Source organism: Pseudomonas sp. S34 (assembly GCF_009866745.1).
GTDB lineage: Bacteria > Pseudomonadota > Gammaproteobacteria > Pseudomonadales > Pseudomonadaceae > Aquipseudomonas > Aquipseudomonas jessenii.
In genome coordinates, this window is the sequence record NZ_CP019398.1 from 4291641 (window position 1) to 4313367 (window position 21727).

General features: G+C 62.0%; 20 protein-coding genes. 15 read left to right on the top strand and 5 right to left on the bottom strand.

The features are described 5' to 3' along the window. Positions 1–22: 22 nt before the first annotated feature. Both PspS34_RS19130 and PspS34_RS19135 read right to left on the bottom strand, forming a co-directional pair. Positions 23–1006, bottom strand: a complete 984-nt coding sequence (locus tag PspS34_RS19130) for a FecR family protein (protein ID WP_154861443.1) — start codon at positions 1004–1006, stop codon at positions 23–25. 40 nt (positions 1007–1046) lie between these two features. Next, positions 1047–1547 carry a sigma-70 family RNA polymerase sigma factor gene (locus tag PspS34_RS19135; protein WP_057713991.1) on the bottom strand — a complete coding sequence of 167 codons (501 nt, stop codon included), beginning with the start codon at positions 1545–1547 and terminating at the stop codon, positions 1047–1049. Positions 1548–1780: 233 nt separating this feature from the next. Here PspS34_RS19135 and tynA point away from each other — a divergent pair, with 233 nt between their 5' ends. Beyond that, the gene (gene tynA, locus PspS34_RS19140; protein ID WP_154947330.1) at positions 1781–4069 is read left to right on the top strand and encodes a primary-amine oxidase; all 2289 of its coding nucleotides are present in this window, start codon (positions 1781–1783) and stop codon (positions 4067–4069) included. Between the two features lie 131 nt (positions 4070–4200). On the opposite strand, the gene feaR is transcribed toward tynA, so the two are convergent. The 3 genes from feaR to paaY all read right to left on the bottom strand — a co-directional run bounded on the left by feaR (position 4201) and on the right by paaY (position 6807). Continuing rightward, entirely contained in the window at positions 4201–5115 is a 915-nt protein-coding gene (feaR, locus tag PspS34_RS19145; RefSeq protein WP_154861445.1) for a transcriptional regulator FeaR, read from the bottom strand. A gap of 95 nt (positions 5116–5210) precedes the next feature. Then, on the bottom strand, positions 5211–6134 hold the full coding sequence (gene paaX / locus PspS34_RS19150; protein WP_007972019.1) for a phenylacetic acid degradation operon negative regulatory protein PaaX: 924 nt from the start codon (positions 6132–6134) through the stop codon (positions 5211–5213). Between the two features lie 76 nt (positions 6135–6210). After that, positions 6211–6807 carry a phenylacetic acid degradation protein PaaY gene (paaY, locus tag PspS34_RS19155; RefSeq protein ID WP_154861446.1) on the bottom strand — a complete coding sequence of 199 codons (597 nt, stop codon included), beginning with the start codon at positions 6805–6807 and terminating at the stop codon, positions 6211–6213. 348 nt (positions 6808–7155) lie between these two features. Here paaY and paaF point away from each other — a divergent pair, with 348 nt between their 5' ends. The 14 genes from paaF (at position 7156) to PspS34_RS19225 (ending at position 21715) form a co-directional block, all read left to right on the top strand. Next, on the top strand, positions 7156–7929 hold the full coding sequence (gene paaF / locus PspS34_RS19160; RefSeq protein WP_150814169.1) for a 2,3-dehydroadipyl-CoA hydratase PaaF: 774 nt from the start codon (positions 7156–7158) through the stop codon (positions 7927–7929). A gap of 42 nt (positions 7930–7971) precedes the next feature. Further along, positions 7972–8763 (top strand): 2-(1,2-epoxy-1,2-dihydrophenyl)acetyl-CoA isomerase PaaG, encoded by a 792-nt coding sequence (gene paaG, locus PspS34_RS19165; protein ID WP_154861448.1) that lies wholly within the window; start codon positions 7972–7974, stop codon positions 8761–8763. Between the two features lie 3 nt (positions 8764–8766). Then, the gene (paaH, locus tag PspS34_RS19170; protein ID WP_154861449.1) at positions 8767–10284 is read left to right on the top strand and encodes a 3-hydroxyacyl-CoA dehydrogenase PaaH; all 1518 of its coding nucleotides are present in this window, start codon (positions 8767–8769) and stop codon (positions 10282–10284) included. Continuing rightward, on the top strand, positions 10277–10726 hold the full coding sequence (gene paaI, locus PspS34_RS19175) for a hydroxyphenylacetyl-CoA thioesterase PaaI (protein WP_154861450.1): 450 nt from the start codon (positions 10277–10279) through the stop codon (positions 10724–10726). Before paaH ends, paaI begins: the two co-directional genes overlap by 8 nt. After that, on the top strand, positions 10719–11930 hold the full coding sequence (pcaF, locus tag PspS34_RS19180; RefSeq protein WP_159390277.1) for a 3-oxoadipyl-CoA thiolase: 1212 nt from the start codon (positions 10719–10721) through the stop codon (positions 11928–11930). Before paaI ends, pcaF begins: the two co-directional genes overlap by 8 nt. A 99-nt stretch (positions 11931–12029) precedes the next feature. After that, positions 12030–13355, top strand: coding sequence for a phenylacetate--CoA ligase PaaK (gene paaK / locus PspS34_RS19185; RefSeq protein ID WP_154861452.1), 1326 nt, complete (start codon positions 12030–12032; stop codon positions 13353–13355). 1237 nt (positions 13356–14592) lie between these two features. Beyond that, positions 14593–15582 carry a 1,2-phenylacetyl-CoA epoxidase subunit PaaA gene (gene paaA, locus PspS34_RS19190; protein ID WP_057713980.1) on the top strand — a complete coding sequence of 330 codons (990 nt, stop codon included), beginning with the start codon at positions 14593–14595 and terminating at the stop codon, positions 15580–15582. Between the two features lie 28 nt (positions 15583–15610). Next, positions 15611–15892, top strand: a complete 282-nt coding sequence (paaB, locus tag PspS34_RS19195; RefSeq protein ID WP_007943393.1) for a 1,2-phenylacetyl-CoA epoxidase subunit PaaB — start codon at positions 15611–15613, stop codon at positions 15890–15892. Between the two features lie 8 nt (positions 15893–15900). Further along, positions 15901–16662 (top strand): 1,2-phenylacetyl-CoA epoxidase subunit PaaC, encoded by a 762-nt coding sequence (gene paaC, locus PspS34_RS19200; RefSeq protein WP_154861453.1) that lies wholly within the window; start codon positions 15901–15903, stop codon positions 16660–16662. Then, positions 16649–17182 carry a 1,2-phenylacetyl-CoA epoxidase subunit PaaD gene (paaD, locus tag PspS34_RS19205; protein ID WP_090456852.1) on the top strand — a complete coding sequence of 178 codons (534 nt, stop codon included), beginning with the start codon at positions 16649–16651 and terminating at the stop codon, positions 17180–17182. The genes paaC and paaD overlap by 14 nt, the downstream gene beginning before the upstream one ends. Before the next feature lie 34 nt (positions 17183–17216). After that, positions 17217–18293 (top strand): 1,2-phenylacetyl-CoA epoxidase subunit PaaE, encoded by a 1077-nt coding sequence (paaE, locus tag PspS34_RS19210; RefSeq protein WP_154947202.1) that lies wholly within the window; start codon positions 17217–17219, stop codon positions 18291–18293. 182 nt (positions 18294–18475) lie between these two features. Next, positions 18476–18784: a DUF485 domain-containing protein gene (locus tag PspS34_RS19215; RefSeq protein WP_150814175.1), complete on the top strand. Its 309-nt coding sequence runs from the start codon at positions 18476–18478 to the stop codon at positions 18782–18784. Then, positions 18781–20427 (top strand): cation acetate symporter, encoded by a 1647-nt coding sequence (locus tag PspS34_RS19220; RefSeq protein ID WP_057713976.1) that lies wholly within the window; start codon positions 18781–18783, stop codon positions 20425–20427. The genes PspS34_RS19215 and PspS34_RS19220 overlap by 4 nt, the downstream gene beginning before the upstream one ends. A 34-nt stretch (positions 20428–20461) precedes the next feature. Further along, complete coding sequence (locus PspS34_RS19225; protein WP_154861455.1) at positions 20462–21715, top strand: OprD family porin; 1254 nt, start codon at positions 20462–20464, stop codon at positions 21713–21715. The last annotated feature ends 12 nt before the right edge of the window (positions 21716–21727 follow it).

Consider the following 21727-nt stretch of genomic DNA (forward strand, 5'->3'; position numbering starts at 1 on the left):
GAACTCGAAAAAAACCTGAATTTTATTTTGAAATTATTTCCTGGCTGCCATCGCCAAGGGTGCGCACGGCCACGGGGAGGATGCTCGGCAAGGCCTTGAGCAGCGCGTCGGTGTTGTCGGATTTGAACACGCTGGTCAGGCGCAGATCGCCCACCGCGGCACTGGCGACCTTGAGTGGCTTCTCGCGATAGCGCGAGACCTGCTCGGCGACATCGGCCAGGCTGGCATTGTTGAACACCAGTTTGCCGTTGCGCCAGGCGGTCATTTCCGCCGGGTTGACGGCATAGGCGGCGACAACTTTGCCCTGGGCATCGACGTGGGTGCCAAGGCCTGCCGTCAGATTGATGAAATCGTTATCGGCGGCGTCGCGACCTTGAACCTTGACGCTGCCCCGCTCCACCACCACCCGGGTTTCGCTGGCGCCATGTCGTACGTCGAATCGGGTGCCGGTAACCGTGACCTTGCCGCTGCCCGCCGCGACCACGAAAGGCCGGGTGGTGTCATGCTCGACGCTGAACATCGCTTCGCCTTCGGTCAGCTCGACGTTGCGGCGATCCTTTTCAAAGCGCACCTGAATCCGGCTGCGGCTGTCCAGATCGACCACCGAGCCATCGGGTAACGCCACTTGGCGTCGCTCATTCAGGGCCGTTGAAAACTCGGCGATATAAGGCGCCGGATGATTCAGGCCGCTGAACAAACCCAGGCCGAGCGCTACCGCCAACACGCTGGCAGCCACCGCGTAACGCAGCACGGGACGACGTTTTTTCAGGGCTGGCGGGGTTTCACACAGGGCCCGCAAGCGCGCCGTCGGCACCAGGTCGGCGGCGCTCCACAAGCCCTGGAGCACTTCGAATTCGCTTCGGTGCTGGGGGTGCTGCTCCAGCCAGAGTTGAAACTGACGCCGCATTTCGACATCGGCAACAGGCTCCTGCAAACGCACAAACCACTGCGCCGCGTCATCGCGAACCGCTGTTTGCCCGCACGCACAATCACGAGTATCCATCATGGAAGTTCCTGTTTGGCTGGGGAGGAGAAGGCGCGGCCGGTCATGACTGCAACCCGTCCAGGCGATCGCGCAGATGCCGAAGCGTGCGGATCATATACTTTTCCACCATGTTCTTGGACAGCCCCAGGCGTTCGGCGATTTCGGCCTGGGTCAGGCCCTCGATTTTCTGCCAGACAAACACCTTGCGGCAGTTGACCGGCAGCTCGGTGAGCGCCCGTTCGATGGAATCAGCCAGCTGGATCGCGTGCATGAAATGCTCCGGGTCGCCGGTCGGCGACTCACTGAGATCGATCGCCTCTGACTCCATGGCGCCCCGCCGGTCCTCACGCCGATAACCATCCACGGCAATGTTGCGCGCGGTCTGGTGCAAATACGCCCGGGGCTGCTGCACCACCGCCGAATCGGACTCAAGCACCCGCACGAAGGTATCGTGGGCCAGGTCCTCGGCCTGCTGACGATTCCTCAGGCGACGGGTCCAGGTGCCAACCAACTCTTCGTAATGCTCGAAAAAGCCGTGTCTGCGGGGCAGCTTGAGGGTCATTGCGGTGTGCTGTGGAGACGGGGCGTGAATAGTAATGCTTCCTATTAACTTGAAGCAATGGTTTGCGTCCGCCACACAGGGCACTTTATCCCCTTGCCATAGTGCATTTCGTCAGGAAAGCTCAATGGCGGCACGGAACCAAAGAAATCTGGCAGGCATTCAAATGCAGCCATTGACTGGTTGTAACAAAGTGCAGAAATGCCCGTACCCGGCTTTCACCCAGGAATTCACACATGTTCAGCCCCAAAGCATCGCCCAAGAGAACACCGCTGGCCCGCCTCGCCCTGGCCATCACCCTGAGCACCCTCGGCCTGCCGTTCTGGGCGGGTAATGCCCAGGCCCACGGCGGTCACGCCGAAATGGTGCCGCTGCAAGCGGGTCTTGAGGAATTTGGCGCCACGGTGAAATGGGACGATTACGCCAACCTGTTCACCATTGCCAAGGACGGGGTCTACCTCAAGGTCAAGCCCGACAGCAAAGTGGCGATGCTCAACGGCAAGCGTATCGAGCTGACGGTGCCGGTAGTGTTCAAGGACCATACGGCGTTCATGTCCAAGGACTTTATCAACCAGGTGTTCCAGTCCGGGCTGGACAAGACCTTCGTCGTCGAGACCCGCCCCAACCCGCTCAACCCCCTGAGCGCAGCCGAAATCACCACGGCCGTGGACATCGTCAAGAAATCGGAAAACTACAAGCCTGGCTTCCGCTTCACCGAAGTCTCGGTCAAGGAGCCGCCGAAGGATCAGGTGTGGAACTTCGCTCTGACCGGGCAGAACGTCGCCCAGCCGCGCCAGGCGAGTATCGTGGTGCTCGACGGCAAGCACGTGATCGAAGCCCTGGTCGACCTCGACACGAAAGAACTCAAGTCCTGGAAGCCGATCGAAGGCGCCCACGGCATGGTGTTGCTGGACGACTTCGCAACGGTGCAGACGGCTGTGGAAACCAGCCCGGAATACGCCCAGGCCCTGGCCAAGCGCGGCATCAACGATGTGAAAAAGGTTGTGGCCACGCCGCTGACTGTCGGTTTCTTCGACGGAAAGGACGGCCTGGCGCAGGACAAGCGCCTGCTGAAAATCGTCAGCTACCTCAACACCGGTGACGGCAACTACTGGGCGCACCCGATTGAAGGCCTGGTGGCGATTGTCGACCTGGAACAGAAGAAGCTGATCAAGATCGAAGACGACGCGCTCATTCCGGTGCCGATGAATCCGACGCCGTATGACGGTCGCGGACGCCAGGGCGTCGCAGTCAAACCGCTGGAAATCATCGAGCCCGAGGGCAAGAACTACACCATCAGCGGCAACAGCATTCACTGGCAGAACTGGGACTTCCATGTTCGCCTCGATTCGCGGGTCGGGCCGATCCTGTCCACCGTCACCTACGACGACAAGGGCAAGAAACGCAAGATCATGTACGAAGGCTCGCTGGGCGGCATGATCGTGCCTTACGGCGACCCGGACGTCGGCTGGTACTTCAAGGCCTACCTCGACTCCGGCGACTACGGCATGGGCACCCTGACCTCGCCGATTGCCCGTGGCAAAGACGCCCCGCAAAACGCCGTGCTGCTGGACGCCACCATCGCCGACTACACCGGCGCACCGACCGCAATCCCGCGCGCCATGGCGGTGTTCGAACGCTACGCCGGCCCCGAATACAAACACCAGGAAATGGGCCAGCCCAACCTCAGCACCGAGCGCCGTGAACTGGTGGTGCGCTGGATCAGCACCGTGGGCAACTACGACTACATCTTCGACTGGGTCTTCCAGCAGAACGGCACCATCGGCATCGACGCCGGCGCCACCGGTATCGAAGCGGTCAAGGGCGTGAAATCGAAAACCATGCACGAAGACACCGCCAGGGAAGACACGCGCTACGGTACCCTGCTGGACCACAACATCGTCGGCACCACGCACCAGCACATCTACAACTTCCGCCTCGATATGGATGTGGACGGCGAGCAAAATTCGCTGGTGGAAGTGAACCCTGTGGTGCTGCCCAACGACCGTGGCGGGCCACGCACCAGCACCATGCAGACTGAAACCAAAGTGGTCGGCAACGAGCAGCAGGCGGCGCAGAAGTTCGACCCGTCGACCGTGCGCCTGCTGACCAACTTCAGCAAGGAAAACAAGGTCGGCAACCCGGTTTCCTATCAGCTGATCCCTTATGCCGGCGGCACGCACCCGGTGGCCAAGGGTGCCAATTTCGGCAAGGACGAATGGCTCTACCACCGCCTGAGCTTCATGGACAAGCAGCTGTGGGTGACGCAATACAACCCGGAGGAAAAGTACCCGGAAGGCAAATACCCGAACCGCTCGGACAAGGACTCGGGCCTGGGGCAGTTCACCCAGGACAATCACTCCATCGAGAACACCGACGACGTGGTCTGGCTGACCACCGGCACCACCCACATCGCCCGCGCCGAAGAGTGGCCGATCATGCCGACCGAATGGGTGCATGTGCTGTTGAAGCCGTGGAATTTCTTCGATGAAACGCCGACGTTGAACCTCAGCTCACCGAAATAAAGCACACGCAAAAACCTGTAGGAGCGAGCCCGCTCGCGATGGACGTCAACGATGACGCGGGCTGTCTGAATACCCGCGTTGTCCTGACGTTTTTCGCGAGCAAGCTCGCTCCTACAGGTACAGGCAAAATCTCACGCATGCCGCTTGCGATACTCCCCCGGCGCAATGCCGAAGCGCGACTTGAACGCTGTCGAGAAGTAGCTTGAATCGGAAAACCCCCACGAATACCCCAGCACCGACAACTTCTCCTCCTTGCCCGATTGGCGCAGGGATTCGGCGCACAGGTCCAGGCGGCGGTTCTTGATGTAGCGCGCGACCACCAGCCCTTTCTTGGCAAACATCCGGTACAGGCCACGGGTGGACATGCCGACTTCCCGCGCCAGCCATTCCGGGCACAGGTCTTCGGAGCGAATGTTTTCGTCGATGCAGGTGAGCGTCTTGCGAAAGATCCGCTCATGGGCATCGGTGCAATCGTCGGCCTGGCTGATCGCCGGGCGCAGCAGACTGACAATCGCCTCCAGGGTCGCTTCGCTTTCCTGCCGGGTCAGGTGCTGCTGGCGGGTGGCATCAAGGATCAGTCGGTGCGACAGCATCGCGATGGGCGAGGTTGCGGCAATCCGGTGGCCGCACCTGACCTGATTGAAGCGCAGGGTTTGCTCGACCAGTTGATACGGCAGGATCAGCGACAACTGCCGAGAGTTTTCGCCGTAGGTGAAGTCGCTGGGCCGCGAAGCATCGATCAGCGTGATGTCGCCAGGGGACAGCAAGACCTTGTCGTCGCCTTGGGCCATGCCCGCCGTGCCGTCGAGTTGGAACACCGCAAAATACTTGCCGCCTTCGCCCGCCGCGACCTCCTGGGGCGTACGGTACAAACGCGCCTGGCACACGTCGACGAAACTGAGTTTGAGCGCATCGCTCTGGTATTCGCGGATACGTCCGGAAAATTCGCTGCCCAGGGGTTGTGCGTTGAAGGCGCCACAGATCTGGTTGATCTGATGGATCCACTGGTCGAACCCATCATGGCGCTGTGCTGTTGTAGAAATCATGTCAGGCCTCACGCAGGCTTATTTTTATTGTCTACGTCAATCCACACGACATCGGATGCTCTCCTGAACCGCACCACTCCCTGAACAATGACGTGCTATTTCAGTCCGCCAAAACGCCGATAGAAGCTTTCACCCACATCCGGCAACGGGCCGTCGGCCGTTTCCAGTGCGGCGTTCAGCCATTCTTCGGCCTTGGCGTAAATCAAACGGTAAATGTTGCGGCACAACTGGCGGGCGGCGCGACCTTCCCAATCGCCGGGCAGCAACTCGTCCGGCAGTTGCGGGTCGCGCAGCAGCAGCTTGCGGTACTCGTGAATCAGCAGCACCCGCGCCAGGAAGCAGTCGGCCGGTTGCAGGTTTTCCTGCTCGCGCAGGGCTTGCCACAGCGGCCGGAACAGCTGGATGAACTCGCTGTAGTGCGCGGCCAGCTCCTCGATGTTCCAGCTCTCGCGCACCTGCAGGCGCAGGGCCTTGGAGGCCAGTACATCCTGGGCGGTGGTTTCGAAGACAATGGTATCTTCCTGCGCGCCGAGGTCGAGCAGGGTCGCGTTGACGTCGGAACGGTCGCTGCGCGGACAGGCCAGCACCACCGGCGAAATCGCGCCGAAACCCTGCCACTCCAGTTCTTCACGCACCTGTTTGCGTTTGTCCTGGGTCAGCTGCGAGAGCATCACCAGGCACCAGGAGCCATCCCAGGCCGGCATCGTGGTGCTGTAGACCCGCTTGAAGGCCTTGTCGAAACGCCGGCGACCGGTGCCGGTCAGGCTGTAGTAACTGCGGCGACCGACCTTCTCGGCGGTCAGCCAGCCTTCTTTGGTCAGGCGAAAAATCGAGGTGCGAATCAGCCGCTCGTTGATGCCGATGGGCTCGAGCAACTGAATCAGGCTGCCCAGCCAGACGGTGCCGCCATGGGGTTCGATGGCATCCCCGTACAACGTGATGATCAAGGAACTGGCGCGGATCGGCGTCTGCTCCTGGAAGCGGGTAATCAGATGGTTCAAGGGAGTCAGGGACGACATGGGCGTTCCGTGTAAAAAAAGAAAAGGAATATACCGAATGCTATGGGGTTAATCCCAATCCCTTGTGGGAGCGTGTTCACAGGCTGGCGCCCTTGGGCCGCAACCCCCTGTCGCTGATGCGTGGGCGATCGGCTTCCGGTTCGCTCAGCGGTTCGCAGACCTGCATCTGCGTGAGGCAACGCTTGGCCAGTTCCTGATACTCACGTGTGCCCGCCTGCTTCCACGCCACTTCCTGATCGCTGAGGCTGCGCTTGATGCTGGCCGGGGCGCCCATGACCAGCGACTGCTCCGGGCACTCGAAACCGGCCTTGACGAACGCCGCCGCCGAAACGAATGAACGCGGGCCGATCCGGGCGTTGTCCATCACCACCGCATTCATGCCCACCAGCGCATCGGCGCCAATCCGGCAACCGTGCAGCACCGCACCGTGGCCGATGTGGCCATTGCGCTCGACCACGGTGTCGCTGTCGGGGAAACCGTGCATCACGCAGGTGTCCTGCAGGTTGGCGCCCTCTTCCAGCACGATCCGCCCGAAATCCCCGCGCAGGCTGGCCAGCGGGCCGACATAGCAATGGGGGCCGATGATCACGTCACCGATCAATACGGCGGACGGATGCACATAAGCGCTCGGATCAACCACCGGAGTCAGGCCATCAAGGCTGTAGCAGGTCATGGAAGCTTCCTTCACAAAGCGATGCAAATAGTGACTCATTTTGTATCACATCACTTTTAACAGCACAAAGACTAAAAACCGTATCACTTGAAATACACCTTTCCGACGAATGCCCGCACGCCTCAAAAATCACCATGAAACCCAATGTTTTCTATGCAAAACCCGCCATCAGCACCCCTTCAGCGGGAAGATTATAAATCCAAACGCACACCAATAAGACACATTAAATCAATTTTCGTATTGCATTTACGTATCACGTTATAGCTATACTTGGGCAAAACCGGCCCCTGCGGCCGATCCAATAACGAGCCGGCACCCCGCCGAGCGTGCACCGTGAGAGCATCCGCCATGCCTCTGACCCTTGCCGTCGAATTGATCGAGCCTGGCGTCCGCCTGATTACCCTGCAGCGCCCGCAAGCCCTGAACGCCCTGACCACCGAGTTGCTGGGCGAACTGGCCGCCGAACTGAACATCGCGCAAGCCGACCCCGACACCCGCGCCGTGGTGCTCACCGGCAGCCGCAAAGCCTTCGCCGCCGGTGCCGACATCAAGGAAATGGCCGAGCGCAATCTGGTCGGCATCCTCGACGACCCGCGCCAGGCCTCGTGGCAAGCCATTACTCGCTTCAGCAAACCGCTGATCGCCGCGGTCAACGGCTTTGCCCTCGGCGGCGGCTGCGAACTGGCGATGCACGCCGACATCATTATTGCCGGCGAAGACGCCCGCTTCGGCCAGCCGGAAATCAACCTCGGGATCATGCCCGGCGCCGGTGGTACCCAACGTCTGCTGCGCGCCGTCGGCAAATCCATGGCCATGCAAATGGTGCTGACGGGCGAGTCGATCGACGCCCGTCAGGCCCAGCGCGTCGGTCTGGTCAGCGAAGTGACACAGCCGGAATTTACCGTCGAGCGCGCCCTGCACATCGCTCGCAGCATTGCGGCCAAGGCGCCACTGGCGGTGCGCCTGGCCAAGGAAGCGCTGCTCAAGGCCATGGACACCGACCTGGCCAGCGGCCTGCGTTTCGAGCGTCACGCCTTCACCGTGCTGGCCGGCACCCGCGACCGCGACGAGGGCATTGCGGCCTTCCAGGAAAAGCGCTCGCCGACCTTCACCGGCCAGTAATCCGCAACGAATTCGAATGACCTCCGAGAGAGCGCCAAGACCATGAACTTCGAACACATCCTGTTTTCCATCGACGCCGGCGTCGCCCTGCTCAGCCTCAATCGGCCGGACCAGCTCAACAGCTTCAACACCCAGATGCATGGCGAAGTGAAAGAAGCACTCAAGCAAGTACGGCAGAACCCTGACGTGCGCGTATTGCTGCTGACCGGTGAAGGTCGCGGCTTCTGCGCCGGGCAGGACCTGAGCGACCGCAATGTCGCGCCAGGCAGCGCCGTGCCGGATCTGGGCGAGTCCATCGAGAAGTTCTACAACCCGCTGATCCGCCAGTTGCGCGACCTGCCGCTGCCGGTGATCTGCGCGGTCAACGGCGTGGCCGCCGGGGCTGGCGCCAACATTCCGCTGGCCTGCGACCTGGTACTGGCGGCGCGTTCGGCCAGTTTCATCCAGGCGTTCTGCAAGATTGGCCTGATCCCTGATTCAGGCGGCACCTGGACCCTGCCGCGTCTTGTGGGTATGGCTCGGGCCAAGGCTTTGGCACTACTGGGCAACCGTCTAACCGCCGAACAAGCCGAGCAATGGGGCTTGATTTACCAGTGTGTGGACGACGCCGATTTGCGCGACGAAGCGCTGAAACTGGCCCGCCACCTCGCAACCCAGCCGACCTACGGTCTGGCACTGATCAAGCGCAGCCTCAACGCCAGCCTGAGCAACAGCTTCGACGAACAGCTTGAACTGGAAAAAGACCTGCAACGTCTGGCCGGGCGCAGCGAGGACTACCGCGAAGGCGTCGGCGCCTTCATGGAAAAACGCACCCCAAGTTTCAAGGGACGCTGAGCCATGACCGCATTGAACACATCTGCACGCATCGCCGTGATCGGCGCCGGGGCCATGGGTGCCGGTATCGCCCAGGTGGCGGCCCAGGCCGGCCATCCGGTCTTGCTGCTGGACAATCGTCCCGGCGCAGCCGCCCAAGCGATTGAAGGCATCGACCGACAACTGGGCAAGCGAGTCGAGAACGGCAAGCTGTCGGCCGAGTCGCGCAGCGCGACGATTGCACGCCTGCAAGCGGTGGAAGCCATCGAAACCCTGGCCGCCTGCGATCTGATCATCGAAGCCATCGTCGAGAACCTTGAGGTCAAACGCGCGCTGTTCCGTCAGCTGGAAGGCATCTGCGGCGAGCATTGCATCCTCGCCAGCAACACCTCGTCGCTGTCGATCACCAGCATCGCCGCGCAGCTTGATCATCCACAGCGCCTGCTCGGCCTGCACTTCTTCAACCCGGCACCGGTGATGGCGCTGGCGGAAGTCGTCTGCGGCCTGGCCAGCGATCCGGCACTCGCCGAGTGCCTGTACGACACGGCCAGGGCCTGGGGCAAAAAACCGGTGCACACCCGCTCCACACCGGGCTTCATCGTCAACCGCGTGGCCCGGCCGTTCTATGCAGAAAGCCTGCGGATGCTGCAGGAAGGCGCGGCCGACTGCCCAACCCTGGATGCGCTGATGCGCGAGGCCGGTGGTTTTGCCATGGGCGCGTTCGAACTGACCGACTTGATCGGCCATGACGTCAACTACGCCGTGACCTGCTCGGTGTTCGACGCTTATTACCAGGACACACGCTTCCTGCCGTCGCTGATCCAGAAAGAATTGGTGGATGGCGGGCGTCTGGGACGTAAAAGCGGACAGGGTTTCTACAGCTACGCCCAAGGCGCCGAACGTCCGCAAGCAGCTGAAATCAGCAGCAGCGCGATCGTCGAGACTTGTATCGCCGAAGGTGACCTTGGCATCGCCCAGGGTTTGCTGGCGCGCTTGAGCGAGCAAGGTGTCGAAGTCATCCGGCGCGACGGCCGCGGATTGCTGCGAGTGGGTGACGCGGTGCTGGCCCTGAGCGACGGACGCATGGCCTGCCAGCGGGCTCGCGAAGACGGGCTGCGCAACCTGATCCTGCTGGATCTGGCGTTCGATTACGGCAACGCCAAACGCATCGCTATCAGCCATGCGGCAGGCATTGATCCGCTGGCCCTCGAACAAGGCGTTGCCCTGCTGCAACGGGCCGGCCTCATGGTCAGCCTGCTCAGCGACAGCCCGGCCCTTGCCGTCCTGCGCACCGTGGCCATGCTCGCCAACGAAGCCGCCGACGCCCTGCTGCAAGGCGTGGCCTCGGCCGCCGACATCGATCTGGCCATGCGCGCCGGGGTCAATTATCCACAGGGGCCGCTGGCCTGGGCCGATGCCATTGGCCTTTCGCACATTCTTGAAACGCTGGAAAACCTGCAAGCCAGTTATGGCGAAGAACGCTACCGGCCGTCGCTGCTGCTGCGCCGTCGCGCCACCGAAGGGAGAACATTCCATGACTAACCATGAAGCCATGACCCTGGCCAGTGAATGCGCGCAATCGCTGTTCCAGCGCGACACCGCCAGCCAGGCCATGGGCATGCGCCTGCTTTCGGCCGGCCCCGGTTGCGCGCGAGTGGGCATGACGGTGCGGGCCGACATGATCCAGGGTCACGGCACCTGCCACGGCGGCTACCTGTTCGCCCTCGCCGATTCGGCATTCGCCTTTGCCTGCAACAGCTACAACGAAGCCACCGTGGCCATCGGTTGCAGCATCGACTACATCGCCCCGGCGCGCCTGGGTGACACGCTGAACGCCGACTGCATCGAGCAGAGCCGTTCGGGTCGCACCGGCAACTACGACGTGCGCATCGAAAACCAGCAGGGCCAGTTGATCGCCCTGTTCCATGGCAAATCCTACAAAGTGCGCGGCCCGGTGCTGACGCAGGAGAACCCGAATGAATGACGCCCTGATCATCGACGCAGTCCGGACCCCGATTGGCCGTTACGCCGGTGTCCTGAGCAGCGTGCGCGCCGACGACCTCGGCGCGGTGCCGCTGCGCGAGCTGCTGCGCCGCCACCCGCAAGTGGACTGGAACACGGTTGACGACGTGATCTACGGCTGCGCCAACCAGGCCGGCGAAGACAACCGCAACGTCGCGCGCATGTCGGCACTGCTGGCCGGGTTGCCGGTCAGCGTGCCGGGCACCACCCTCAATCGCCTGTGCGGTTCCGGGCTCGATGCCATCGGTACCGCCGCCCGCGCCATTCGCAGTGGCGAAACCGGGCTGATGCTGGTCGGTGGCGTTGAATCCATGTCCCGCGCGCCACTGGTAATGGGCAAGGCCGAGCAGGCGTTTTCCCGTGCGGCCGAAATCTTCGACACCACCATCGGCTGGCGCTTCGTCAATCCGCTGATGAAAAAGACCTACGGCATCGATTCCATGCCGGAAACGGCAGAGAATGTCGCCGAACAGTTCAACATCTCCCGCGCCGACCAGGACGCCTTCGCCTTGCGCAGCCAGCAACGCGCTGCCGCTGCCCAGGCCAGCGGGCGTCTGGCCAAAGAGATCGTCGCGGTGGAAATCCCCCAGCGCAAAGGTCCGGCCAAGGTGGTCGAGCACGACGAGCACCCACGCGGCGACACTACCCTTGAGCAGCTCGCCAAACTGGGTACGCCGTTCCGCGAAGGCGGCAGCATCACCGCCGGCAACGCCTCCGGGGTCAACGACGGGGCCTGCGCGCTGTTGCTGGCCAGCCCGGAAGTCGCCAAACGCCACGACCTGACCGCCCGTGGCCGGGTCGTGGCCATGGCCACGGCTGGCGTTGAACCACGGATCATGGGCATCGGCCCGGTGCCAGCCACCCGCAAGGTGCTGGAGGTGGCCAACCTGAGCCTGGCCGACATGGACGTGATCGAGCTCAACGAAGCCTTCGCCGCACAGGGTCTGGCGGTGCTGCGCGAACTGGGCCTGAGCGACACCGATCCGCGGGTCAACCCCAACGGCGGCGCCATCGCCCTGGGCCACCCGCTGGGCATGAGCGGCGCACGCCTGGTCACCACCGCCCTGCATGAGCTTGAGGAACGCAATGGCCGCTACGCCCTGTGCACCATGTGCATCGGTGTCGGCCAGGGGATCGCGCTGATCATCGAGCGTCTACCCCACTAAAGAATCGCGATTCCCAAGGAGCCGAGAGGTATCCTTGGGGCATGCACTCAAAGCCCTTGTGCAAAAGGGCTGGAACACAAAAACAATTCGAGTGAACACATGAACATGCCAATTGCCCAAGCCGTGCTGAACCCTGTGCTGGACCCGCTGGAAACCGCCAGCATCGACGAGCTGCGCCAGCATCAGCTGGAGCGCCTGCGCTGGAGCCTGAACCACGCCTACAACAACGTGCAGCTGTACCGTCAGCGCTTCGATGCGCTGGGCGTGCACCCCGACGACATCAAGTCCCTGGACGACCTGGCGAAATTCCCTTTCACCACCAAGTCCGACCTGCGGGACAACTACCCCTATGGCATGTTTGCCGTACCGATGCACGACATCGTGCGTTTGCACGCGTCCAGCGGCACCACCGGCAAACCGACCGTGGTCGGCTACACCCAGAACGACATCGACACCTGGGCCAACGTGGTTGCGCGCTCGATCCGCGCCGCCGGTGGCCATCGTGGCGACAAGGTGCACATTTCCTATGGCTACGGCCTGTTCACCGGCGGCCTCGGCGCGCACTACGGCGCCGAACGCCTGGGCTGTACGGTGATCCCGATGTCCGGTGGCCAGACCGAAAAACAGGTGCAGCTGATCAAGGATTTCCAGCCGGACATCATCATGGTCACGCCGTCCTACATGCTCAACATCGCCGATGAAATCGAGCGCCAGGGCATCGACCCGCACAAACTGGCCCTGCGCCTGGGCATCTTCGGCGCCGAGCCGTGGACCGCCGAACTGCGCAGCGCCATCGAAGCACGCATGGGCATCACCGCCCTGGACATCTACGGCCTCTCGGAAATCATGGGCCCGGGCGTGGCCATGGAATGCGCCGAAACCAAGGACGGCCCGACCATCTGGGAAGACCACTTCTACCCGGAAATCATCGACCCGGTCACCGGTGAAGTACTGCCGGACGGGCAGATGGGCGAACTGGTGTTCACCTCGCTCAGCAAAGAAGCCCTGCCTATGATCCGCTACCGCACCCGCGACCTGACGCGCCTGCTGCCGGGCACCGCGCGTCCCATGCGGCGCATCGACAAGATCACCGGACGCAGCGATGACATGCTGATCATCCGCGGCGTTAACGTGTTTCCGACGCAGATCGAGGAGCAGGTTCTGAAAGTCAAACAACTTGCCGAGTGTTATGAGATTCATCTGTATCGCAATGGCAACCTGGACAGCGTTGATGTGCATGTCGAGCTCAAGGCTGAGCACCAGCACCTGGGCGATGAACAGCAGAAGGCTGTTTGCGGGGAATTGAGCCGGCATATCAAGACGTACATCGGGATCAGTTCACGGATCGTTTTGCAGCCGTTCCATTCGATCAAGCGATCCGAGGGCAAGGCTTGCCACGTGGTGGATAAACGTCCTAAAGCATGACTGCTGCACCCTTTATGGCCCCGCTTTTTGCGGGGCTTTTTTTTTGCCAGGGCTTTACCGACTCTGGCGCCGATCACTATTCCTGTGGGAGCGAGCTTGCTCGCGATGGCTTTGTGTCAGGCGACGTGTTTTTTACGGGTGTACATATCCATTGCTGCGGTAACGGCCACTTAGGGTTCCGCCCTTACGGCGGGTCACTTGGAAAAGCAGAGCGCCGCCCGGCCCCAAGTAACCAAGGGCTCTTGCCCCTTTCGTTCGGTGCCTCGCTTAGGCTCGGCATGCCCTCGCTCCGGTCCTGCTCCGTGGGCCCGCCGCCATCGGCCATCCATGGCCGGGGGCGGCTAACCCGGCATCCCTGCCGGGTTGCCCACTGCGCAGAACCTCCACTCGGCCTCACGAGGGGGCGTACACCGCAACAGCGCCCGAGGCGGCCTACCGGCCGGCCTGTTTGCTGGGTTCGTTCGGCTGTGATGTACCTGGTCGACTGGCAGGTCGCTATCGCGAGCAAGCTCGCTCCCACAGGTATCGAGTACATCTGCAAGATTTCGGTCGGCTGGCAGGCCGTCTTCGCGAGCAGGCTCGCTCCTACAGTTGATCCGGGTAGGTCTGCAAGGGATTGGTCGGCTGGCAGGCCGCCTTCGCGGGCAAGCCCGCTCCCACAGGGGTTGGGGACATCTGCAAAAACCAAGTCGGCTGTCAGGCCGCCATCGCGAGCAAGCTCGCTCCCACAGAAGAGCAGAGCAAAAGCAGATCGACGTACACCGACGCTCTTCACCACTCATCAGGCCGAGCGTTAGCTCGCCTGCAGCTCTTGATCTTGATCCACCCGCCCCTTCGGGAGGCTGAGTGGAGGTATTCATCCGGGGATTGGCGCGCCGCGCCGTTCGACGCAGTCGAACACATTGCATGTAGGTGCAGCGAAGCAAACCGGAGGGCAATGCCCCCGGATGAATGCCGGAGCGAAGGAACGCCGAGCCTTAGCGAGGGGCCGGACGCTCGGGGCGAGCCTTTTTTTGCTTACTTTTTTTTGGCGTTTGAAAAAAAGTGAGTCGCCGTAAGGGCGAAACCGCCAGTGGCCGTTACCAAAGAAATGGATATGTACACCGACCTCCCCCCCATTCATCCCAAAGCGATACAAAAAACAATTACGACACGTCATTTTGTGTTTGATATTAAATTCTGTATCGCTTATAAAGTTCTCCATGCCCCAGAACAGATTCAAGGCGGGAACTCAAAAATGTACGCACAGCTCGTAGAAACCGGCGTAAAGCGCATCAAGGACCTCTCGGAAATGTCCGAACAGGAACGCGCCTTCCAGGAAAAAATCGATTCAGAAATCAAGATCGAAGCCAAGAACTGGATGCCAGATGCCTACCGCCAGACCCTGATCCGGCAAATTTCCCAGCACGCCCACTCCGAAATCGTCGGCATGCTGCCCGAAGGCAACTGGGTCACCCGCGCGCCAAGCCTCAAACGCAAACTGCAACTGATGGCCAAGATCCAGGACGAAGCCGGCCACGGCCTCTACCTGTACAGCGCGATGGAAACCCTGGGCGCCGACCGCGATGAAGAAATCGCCAAGCTGCACAGCGGCAAGGCCAAGTACTCGAGCATCTTCAATTACCCGACGCTGAACTGGGCCGACATGGGCGCGGTGGGCTGGCTGGTGGATGGCGCGGCGATCGTCAACCAGGTGGTGCTGCAGCGCACCTCCTACGGCCCGTATTCCCGGGCGATGATCCGCATCTGCAAGGAAGAGAGTTTCCACCAGCGCCAGGGCTACGAAATCCTCCTGACCATGATGCGCCACGGTAACCAGGCGCAAAAAGACATGGTCCAGGACGCGATCAACCGCCTGTGGTGGCCGTCGCTGATGATGTTTGGCCCAAGCGACGAACATTCGCCGAACAGCGCCCAGTCCATGGCCTGGAAAATCAAGCGCCAGAGCAACGACGAACTGCGCCAGCGCTTCATCGACCAGACCATCCCGCAGCTTGAGCTATTGGGCTGCACCTGCCCCGACCCGGACCTGAAGTGGAACGCCGAACGCGGCCACTACGACTTCGGCGAAATCCAGTGGAACGAATTCTACGAAGTGCTCAAGGGCAACGGCCCGTGCAACCAGGAGCGCGTCGCCACCCGCCGCAAGGCGATTGAAGACGGCGCCTGGGTTCGTGAAGCCGCCGTCGCCCACGCCCGCAAAAAACAAAACAAGAACGCCGCCTGATCCGGCCACCTGATGTGGAGTAACTGAAATGTCCGAGTGGACCCTCTTCGAAGTCTTCGTGCGCAGCAAGCACGGTCTGAACCACAAGCATGTCGGCAGCGTGCACGCCGCCGACACCACCATGGCCATCGAAAACGCGCGCGAGCTCTACACCCGTCGCAGCGAAGGCGTGAGCCTGTGGGTCGTGCCTTCGGCGTTGATCACCGCCTCGTCGCCGGATGAAAAAGACCCGCTGTTCGATCCGTCGGACGACAAGGTCTACCGCCACGCCAGCTTCTACGAGCTGCCGGCCGAAGTCGGGCACATGTGAGGTCGACCATGGATAACAAGACCGATCTGATCGAATACCTGCTGCGCCTCGGCGACAGCGCCCTGATCCAGGGCCAGCGCCTGTGCCAATGGTGCGGCAAGGCCCCGGCGCTGGAGGAAGAACTGGCGCTGATGAACGTCGGCCTCGACCTGGTGGGCCAGGCGCGCAACTGGTTGGAGTACGCCGCCGAACTGCTGGACGACGGCCGTGATGCCGATCACCTGGCGTTTCGTCGTGACGAGCGCGCCTATCGCAACCTGCTGCTGGTGGAACAACCCAACGGCGACTTCGCGGTGACCATGCTCAAGCAGTTCCTCTATGACGCCTGGCATTTGCCGGTGCTGCAGGGCCTGAGCCAGTCCAGCGATGAACGCATCGCCGGGATCGCCGCCAAAGCGGTAAAGGAAGTGACTTATCACCTGCGCCGCTCCGGCGAATGGATCGAGCGTATGGGCGACGGCACCGAGGAAAGCAATCGGCGCATGCTCGCCGCGATTCCAGAGGTCTGGCGCTTCACCGTTGAACTGATCGCCGCCGATGACAGCGAACAGCGACTGTGCGCCGCCGGCATCACCCCGGACATCGCCAGCGTCGCCACCCAGTGGCAAGCCAAAGTCGAGCAGATCTTCAGCAGCGCCACCCTGCCCGTTCCAGCGGCGCCGAGCTATTTCTACCTGAATGCACGCAAGGGCCTGCACACCGAACACTTAGGGATTCTGCTGGCCGAAATGCAGTGCCTGCCACGAGCGTACCCCGATGCAACCTGGTGAGCTGATCGCCAGCGACCTCGGCGCCCGGCCGGCTCAACCGACCGACCTGGCTGCCGCGTGGGCGATCCTGTGCGAGGTCATGGACCCGGAAGTGCCAGTGGTCAGCGTGGTCGACCTGGGCATCGTCCGCGATCTCGACTGGCAGGCCGGTCACCTTCACGTGGTGGTCACGCCGACCTACTCCGGTTGCCCGGCCACCGAAGTGATCGAAAGCGACATCCGCGAAGCCCTGGAACTCGCCGGATTCAAGGCGCCGCAATTGGAGCGCAAGTTGACCCCGGCCTGGACCACCGACTGGATCAGCGACAGCGGCCGCGAACGCCTGCGCGCTTACGGCATCGCGCCGCCCGAGGGCAGCACCAGCAAGCGCAGCCTGCTCGGCGAGAACCCGCAGGTTGTGTGCCCGCAATGCGGCAGCGCCCACACCGAGGTCCTCAGCGAGTTCGGCTCCACCGCCTGCAAGGCCCTGTACCGCTGCGTCGATTGCCGGGAACCGTTCGACTATTTCAAGTGCATCTGAGCGGCGAATCGGCCGTCCCAGCTGGAGAACAACAATGAGCAAATTTCACAGCCTGACCATCAAGGACGTGCGCGCCGAGACCCGTGACGCGGTGTCCATCGCCTTCGAGATTCCGCAGCACTTGCAGGACAGCTTCCACTTCACCCAGGGCCAGCACCTGGTGATGCGCACCCAACTGGACGGCGAAGAAGTACGCCGTTCGTACTCGATCTGCACCGGGGTCAACGACGGAGAGCTGCGCATCGCCGTCAAGCGTGTTACCGGCGGACGCTTCTCAGCATTTGCCAACGAACAGCTGAAAGCCGGGCACACCCTGGAAGTGATGCCGCCCGCCGGGCATTTCTGCGTCGAACTCGACCCGGCGCGCCATGGCAACTACCTGGCCGTGGCGGCAGGCAGCGGCATCACGCCGATCCTGTCGATCATCAAGACCACCCTGGAAACCGAGCCCCACAGCCGCGTCACCCTGCTGTACGGCAACCGCTCCAGCTCCGGCGCGCTGTTCCGCGAACAGCTCGAAGACCTGAAAAACCGCTACCTGCAACGCCTGAACCTGATCTTCGTGTTCAGCCGCGAGCAGCAGGATGTCGACCTGTACAACGGCCGGATCAACGCCGAGAAATGCGAGCAACTGTTCAGCCGCTGGCTCGACGTCAAGGCCCTCGACGCCGCCTTCATCTGCGGCCCGCAGGAAATGACCGAGACCGTGCGCGACAGCCTCAAGGCCAAGGGCATGGCGCCCGAGCGCATTCACTTCGAACTGTTCGCCGCCGCCGGCAGCCAGCAAAAACGCGAAGCCCGTGAGGCGGCGCGCCAGGTGGATTCAGCGGTCAGCCAGATCACCGTCATCAGCGACGGCCGCGCCCTGGCGTTCGACCTGCAACGCAACAGCCAGAGCATTCTCGATGCGGGCAACGCCCAAGGGGCCGAACTGCCCTACTCGTGCAAGGCCGGCGTGTGCTCGACCTGCAAGTGCAAGGTCATCGAGGGCGAAGTGGAAATGGACAGCAACCACGCCCTGGAAGACTACGAAGTGGCCGCCGGCTACGTGCTGTCGTGCCAGGCCTTCCCGATCAGCGACAAGGTGGTGCTGGATTTCGATCAGCTCTGAAACCCCGTTTACAGGAACAACCACAAAACCTGTGGGAGCGGGCTTGCTCGCGAAGACGGAGTATCAGGCGCCATCCATGTTGAATGTGATGACCCCTTCGCGAGCAAGCCCGCTCCCACATTGATCCGGTTCCAACCCGAAACTGTTTCACCCACAACAAAAACAACAAAGGAGCGCGCGTCATGACACCCCAGGAAATAGAACTCATCGGCCAGCACCCGGACTTCATCCAGCTGGTTCGTCGCAAACAGAAGCTGTATTGGTCGCTGAGCCTGGCCATGCTGGTGATCTATTACGGCTTCGTGCTGCTGGTGGCTTTCTCCCCTTCTACCCTCGGCCAATCCCTGAGCGGCGGCGTGACCACCGTGGGCATGCTGGTGGGTGTCGTCATCGTCGGGCTGGCCTTTGCGCTGACCGGTTTCTATGTCTATCGCGCCAACAACGTGATCGATCCGCTGAATGAAAAACTCAAGCAGGAGTGCGCCCGATGAACCGCCTTCTTGCACTGTTCCTGCTGCCGCTGGCGGCTGTCACTGATGTTGCGATGGCCGCCGACGGCGCATCCCGACCGTTGAACTGGAACGCCATCGGCATGTTCCTGGTGTTCGTGTTGTTCACCCTTGGCGTGACACGCTGGGCGGCACTGCGTACCCGCTCCACCAGCGATTTTTACACTGCTGGCGGCGGCATGACCGGCTTCCAGAACGGTCTGGCGATTGCCGGCGACATGATCTCGGCAGCCTCGTTCCTCGGCATCTCCGCGATGATGTTCCTCAATGGCTACGACGGTTTGCTCTACGCCCTGGGCGTGCTGGCCGGCTGGCCGATCATCCTGTTCCTGATTGCCGAGCGCCTGCGCAACCTGGGCAAATACACCTTTGCCGACGTGGTGTCCTATCGCCTGGAACAGACCCCGGTGCGCCTGACCTCGGCCTTCGGCACCCTGACCGTGGCCCTGATGTACCTCGTTGCGCAGATGGTCGGCGCCGGCAAGCTGATCGAGCTGTTGTTCGGCATCGACTACCTCTATGCAGTGATGCTGGTCGGCGTGTTGATGGTGTTCTACGTGACCTTCGGCGGCATGCTCGCCACCACCTGGGTGCAGATCATCAAGGCGGTGATGCTGCTGTTCGGCACCAGCTTCATGGCGTTCATGGTGCTCAAGCACTTCGGTTTCAGTACTGAGGCGATGTTTGCCGGTGCCACCGCCGTGCATGCCAAGGGCAACGCAATCATGGCCCCCGGCGGCTTGCTATCCAACCCGATCGATGCGATTTCCCTGGGGCTGGGCATGATGTTCGGCACCGCCGGCCTGCCGCACATCCTGATGCGTTTCTTCACCGTCAGCGATGCCAAGGAAGCGCGTAAAAGCGTGTTCTACGCCACCGGTTTCATCGGCTACTTCTACTTGCTGCTGATCATCGTCGGCTTCGGCGCCATCGTCATGGTCGGCACCGATCCAGCGTTCCGTGACGCCAGCGGCGCGATCATCGGCGGCGGCAACATGGTCGCGGTGCACCTGGCCCACGCGGTAGGCGGCAACCTGTTCCTCGGCTTCATCTCGGCGGTCGCCTTCGCCACCATCCTGGCGGTGGTTGCCGGGCTGGCGCTGTCCGGCGCCTCGGCGGTGTCCCATGACCTGTATGCCTGCGTGATGCGCAAGGGCCAGGCCAGCGAGCAACAGGAAATGCGCGTGTCGCGAATCGCCACCCTGTGCATCGGTGTACTGGCGATCGTCCTCGGCCTGCTGTTCGAGTCGCAGAACATTGCCTTCCTTTCGGGTCTGGTGCTGGCCATCGCCGCGTCGGTGAATTTCCCGGTGCTGTTCCTCTCGATGTACTGGAAAGGCCTGACCACCCGCGGCGCCGTCCTCGGCAGTCTGTCCGGACTGGTCTCGGCGATTGTGTTGCTGGTGCTGAGCCCGGCGGTGTGGGTCAACGTGATGCATCACGACAAGGCGCTGTTCCCGTACTCCAACCCGGCCCTGTTTTCCATGAGCCTGGCGTTCTTTAGTGCATGGCTGTTTTCCGTCACCGACACCTCGCCCCGTGCAGCCCTTGAGCGTGGCCGTTATCTGGCGCAGTTCATCCGCTCGATGACCGGCATCGGTGCCACCGGCGCCAGCAAACACTAAACGACGACCGATCAGTTGGCAGGGAATAAAAATAATGAAACCCGCACGTACCACGTCTTGTGAATCACTGTTTTCACTGGCCGCCGCATTGAGTCTGCCCATGATCGCCCCCAGCGCCATGGCCGACTTCATCGGCGACAGCAAGGCCCGCATTGATATGCGCAACCACTACATCAACCGCGACTTCCGTCAGGACAACGCGCAGCAATCCAAAGCCGAAGAATGGGCCCAGGGATTCACTGCGCGCATCGAGTCCGGATTCACCGACGGCACCTTCGGTTTCGGTCTCGACGCGCTGGGCGAACTGGGGATCAAGCTCGACTCCAGTCCCGACCGCCGTGGCACCGGGCTGCTGCCGTTTGGCCCACAGAGCCATGAGCCCGACGACGAGTACAGCGAACTGGGCCTGACCGGTAAATTGAAAGTATCCAAAAGCGTGTTGAAACTCGGCACCCTGCAACCCTTGTTGCCAGTAGCGACTTACAACGACACACGCCTGTTGGGTTCGACATTTGAAGGTGGCTTGCTGACCAGCCAGGAAATCGACGGCCTGACGGTGAATGCCGGACGCCTGACCAAGGCCAACCTGCGGGACTCCTCCAGCAACGATGACATCGGCTTCGGCGCCGCCACCAGCGATCACTTCGACTTCGGCGGCGGCACCTACGCGTTCAGCCCGCAACTGAATGTGAGCTACTACTACGGCAAGCTCGAACAGATCTATCGCCAGCAATTCGCCGGGCTGGTGCATACGCAACCGTTGGGCAACGGCTTCAACCTGCGCAGCGACCTGCGTTATTTCGACAGCCGGGGCGACGGCGCCGAGCAGGCCGGGCGCATCGACAACCGTAACTTCAACGGCATGTTCACGGTGTCCCACGGCGCCCACAAGGTCAGTGCCGCCTACCAGCAATTGTCTGGCGACAGCGCCTTTCCGTTCCTCAACGGCGGCGATCCGTACGTGGTCAACCTGGTGACGTTCAACACCTTCACCCGCGCCGACGAGGATTCCTGGCAACTGCGTTACGACTATGACTTCGCGGCCCAAGGTATTCCCGGCCTGACCTTCATGACCCGCTACACCGACGGTCGCCACGTCAAGGCAGGCACCGTCGACAACGGTCGCGAATGGGAGCGCGACACCGATATCAGCTACGTCGTCCAGAGCGGTGTGTTCAAGAACGTCAGCCTGCGCTGGCGCAACGTGACCTTCCGTTCCGGTAATGGCTTGACTACCGCCCTCGATGAGAACCGGCTGATCGTCGGTTACACCCTGGCGCTTTGGTAATTCCGAAAGGCG

Bases quoted from the DNA above. Each gene is read 5' to 3' on its own strand.
- PspS34_RS19130 (WP_154861443.1), bottom strand. From the start codon at position 1,006: ATGATGGATACTCGTGATTGTGCGTGCGGGCAAACAGCGGTTCGCGAT.
- PspS34_RS19135 (WP_057713991.1), bottom strand. From the start codon at position 1,547: ATGACCCTCAAGCTGCCCCGCAGACACGGCTTTTTCGAGCATTACGAA.
- tynA (WP_154947330.1), top strand. From the start codon at position 1,781: ATGTTCAGCCCCAAAGCATCGCCCAAGAGAACACCGCTGGCCCGCCTC.
- feaR (WP_154861445.1), bottom strand. From the start codon at position 5,115: ATGATTTCTACAACAGCACAGCGCCATGATGGGTTCGACCAGTGGATC.
- paaX (WP_007972019.1), bottom strand. From the start codon at position 6,134: ATGTCGTCCCTGACTCCCTTGAACCATCTGATTACCCGCTTCCAGGAG.
- paaY (WP_154861446.1), bottom strand. From the start codon at position 6,807: ATGACCTGCTACAGCCTTGATGGCCTGACTCCGGTGGTTGATCCGAGC.
- paaF (WP_150814169.1), top strand. From the start codon at position 7,156: ATGCCTCTGACCCTTGCCGTCGAATTGATCGAGCCTGGCGTCCGCCTG.
- paaG (WP_154861448.1), top strand. From the start codon at position 7,972: ATGAACTTCGAACACATCCTGTTTTCCATCGACGCCGGCGTCGCCCTG.
- paaH (WP_154861449.1), top strand. From the start codon at position 8,767: ATGACCGCATTGAACACATCTGCACGCATCGCCGTGATCGGCGCCGGG.
- paaI (WP_154861450.1), top strand. From the start codon at position 10,277: ATGACTAACCATGAAGCCATGACCCTGGCCAGTGAATGCGCGCAATCG.
- pcaF (WP_159390277.1), top strand. From the start codon at position 10,719: ATGAATGACGCCCTGATCATCGACGCAGTCCGGACCCCGATTGGCCGT.
- paaK (WP_154861452.1), top strand. From the start codon at position 12,030: ATGAACATGCCAATTGCCCAAGCCGTGCTGAACCCTGTGCTGGACCCG.
- paaA (WP_057713980.1), top strand. From the start codon at position 14,593: ATGTACGCACAGCTCGTAGAAACCGGCGTAAAGCGCATCAAGGACCTC.
- paaB (WP_007943393.1), top strand. From the start codon at position 15,611: ATGTCCGAGTGGACCCTCTTCGAAGTCTTCGTGCGCAGCAAGCACGGT.
- paaC (WP_154861453.1), top strand. From the start codon at position 15,901: ATGGATAACAAGACCGATCTGATCGAATACCTGCTGCGCCTCGGCGAC.
- paaD (WP_090456852.1), top strand. From the start codon at position 16,649: ATGCAACCTGGTGAGCTGATCGCCAGCGACCTCGGCGCCCGGCCGGCT.
- paaE (WP_154947202.1), top strand. From the start codon at position 17,217: ATGAGCAAATTTCACAGCCTGACCATCAAGGACGTGCGCGCCGAGACC.
- PspS34_RS19215 (WP_150814175.1), top strand. From the start codon at position 18,476: ATGACACCCCAGGAAATAGAACTCATCGGCCAGCACCCGGACTTCATC.
- PspS34_RS19220 (WP_057713976.1), top strand. From the start codon at position 18,781: ATGAACCGCCTTCTTGCACTGTTCCTGCTGCCGCTGGCGGCTGTCACT.
- PspS34_RS19225 (WP_154861455.1), top strand. From the start codon at position 20,462: ATGAAACCCGCACGTACCACGTCTTGTGAATCACTGTTTTCACTGGCC.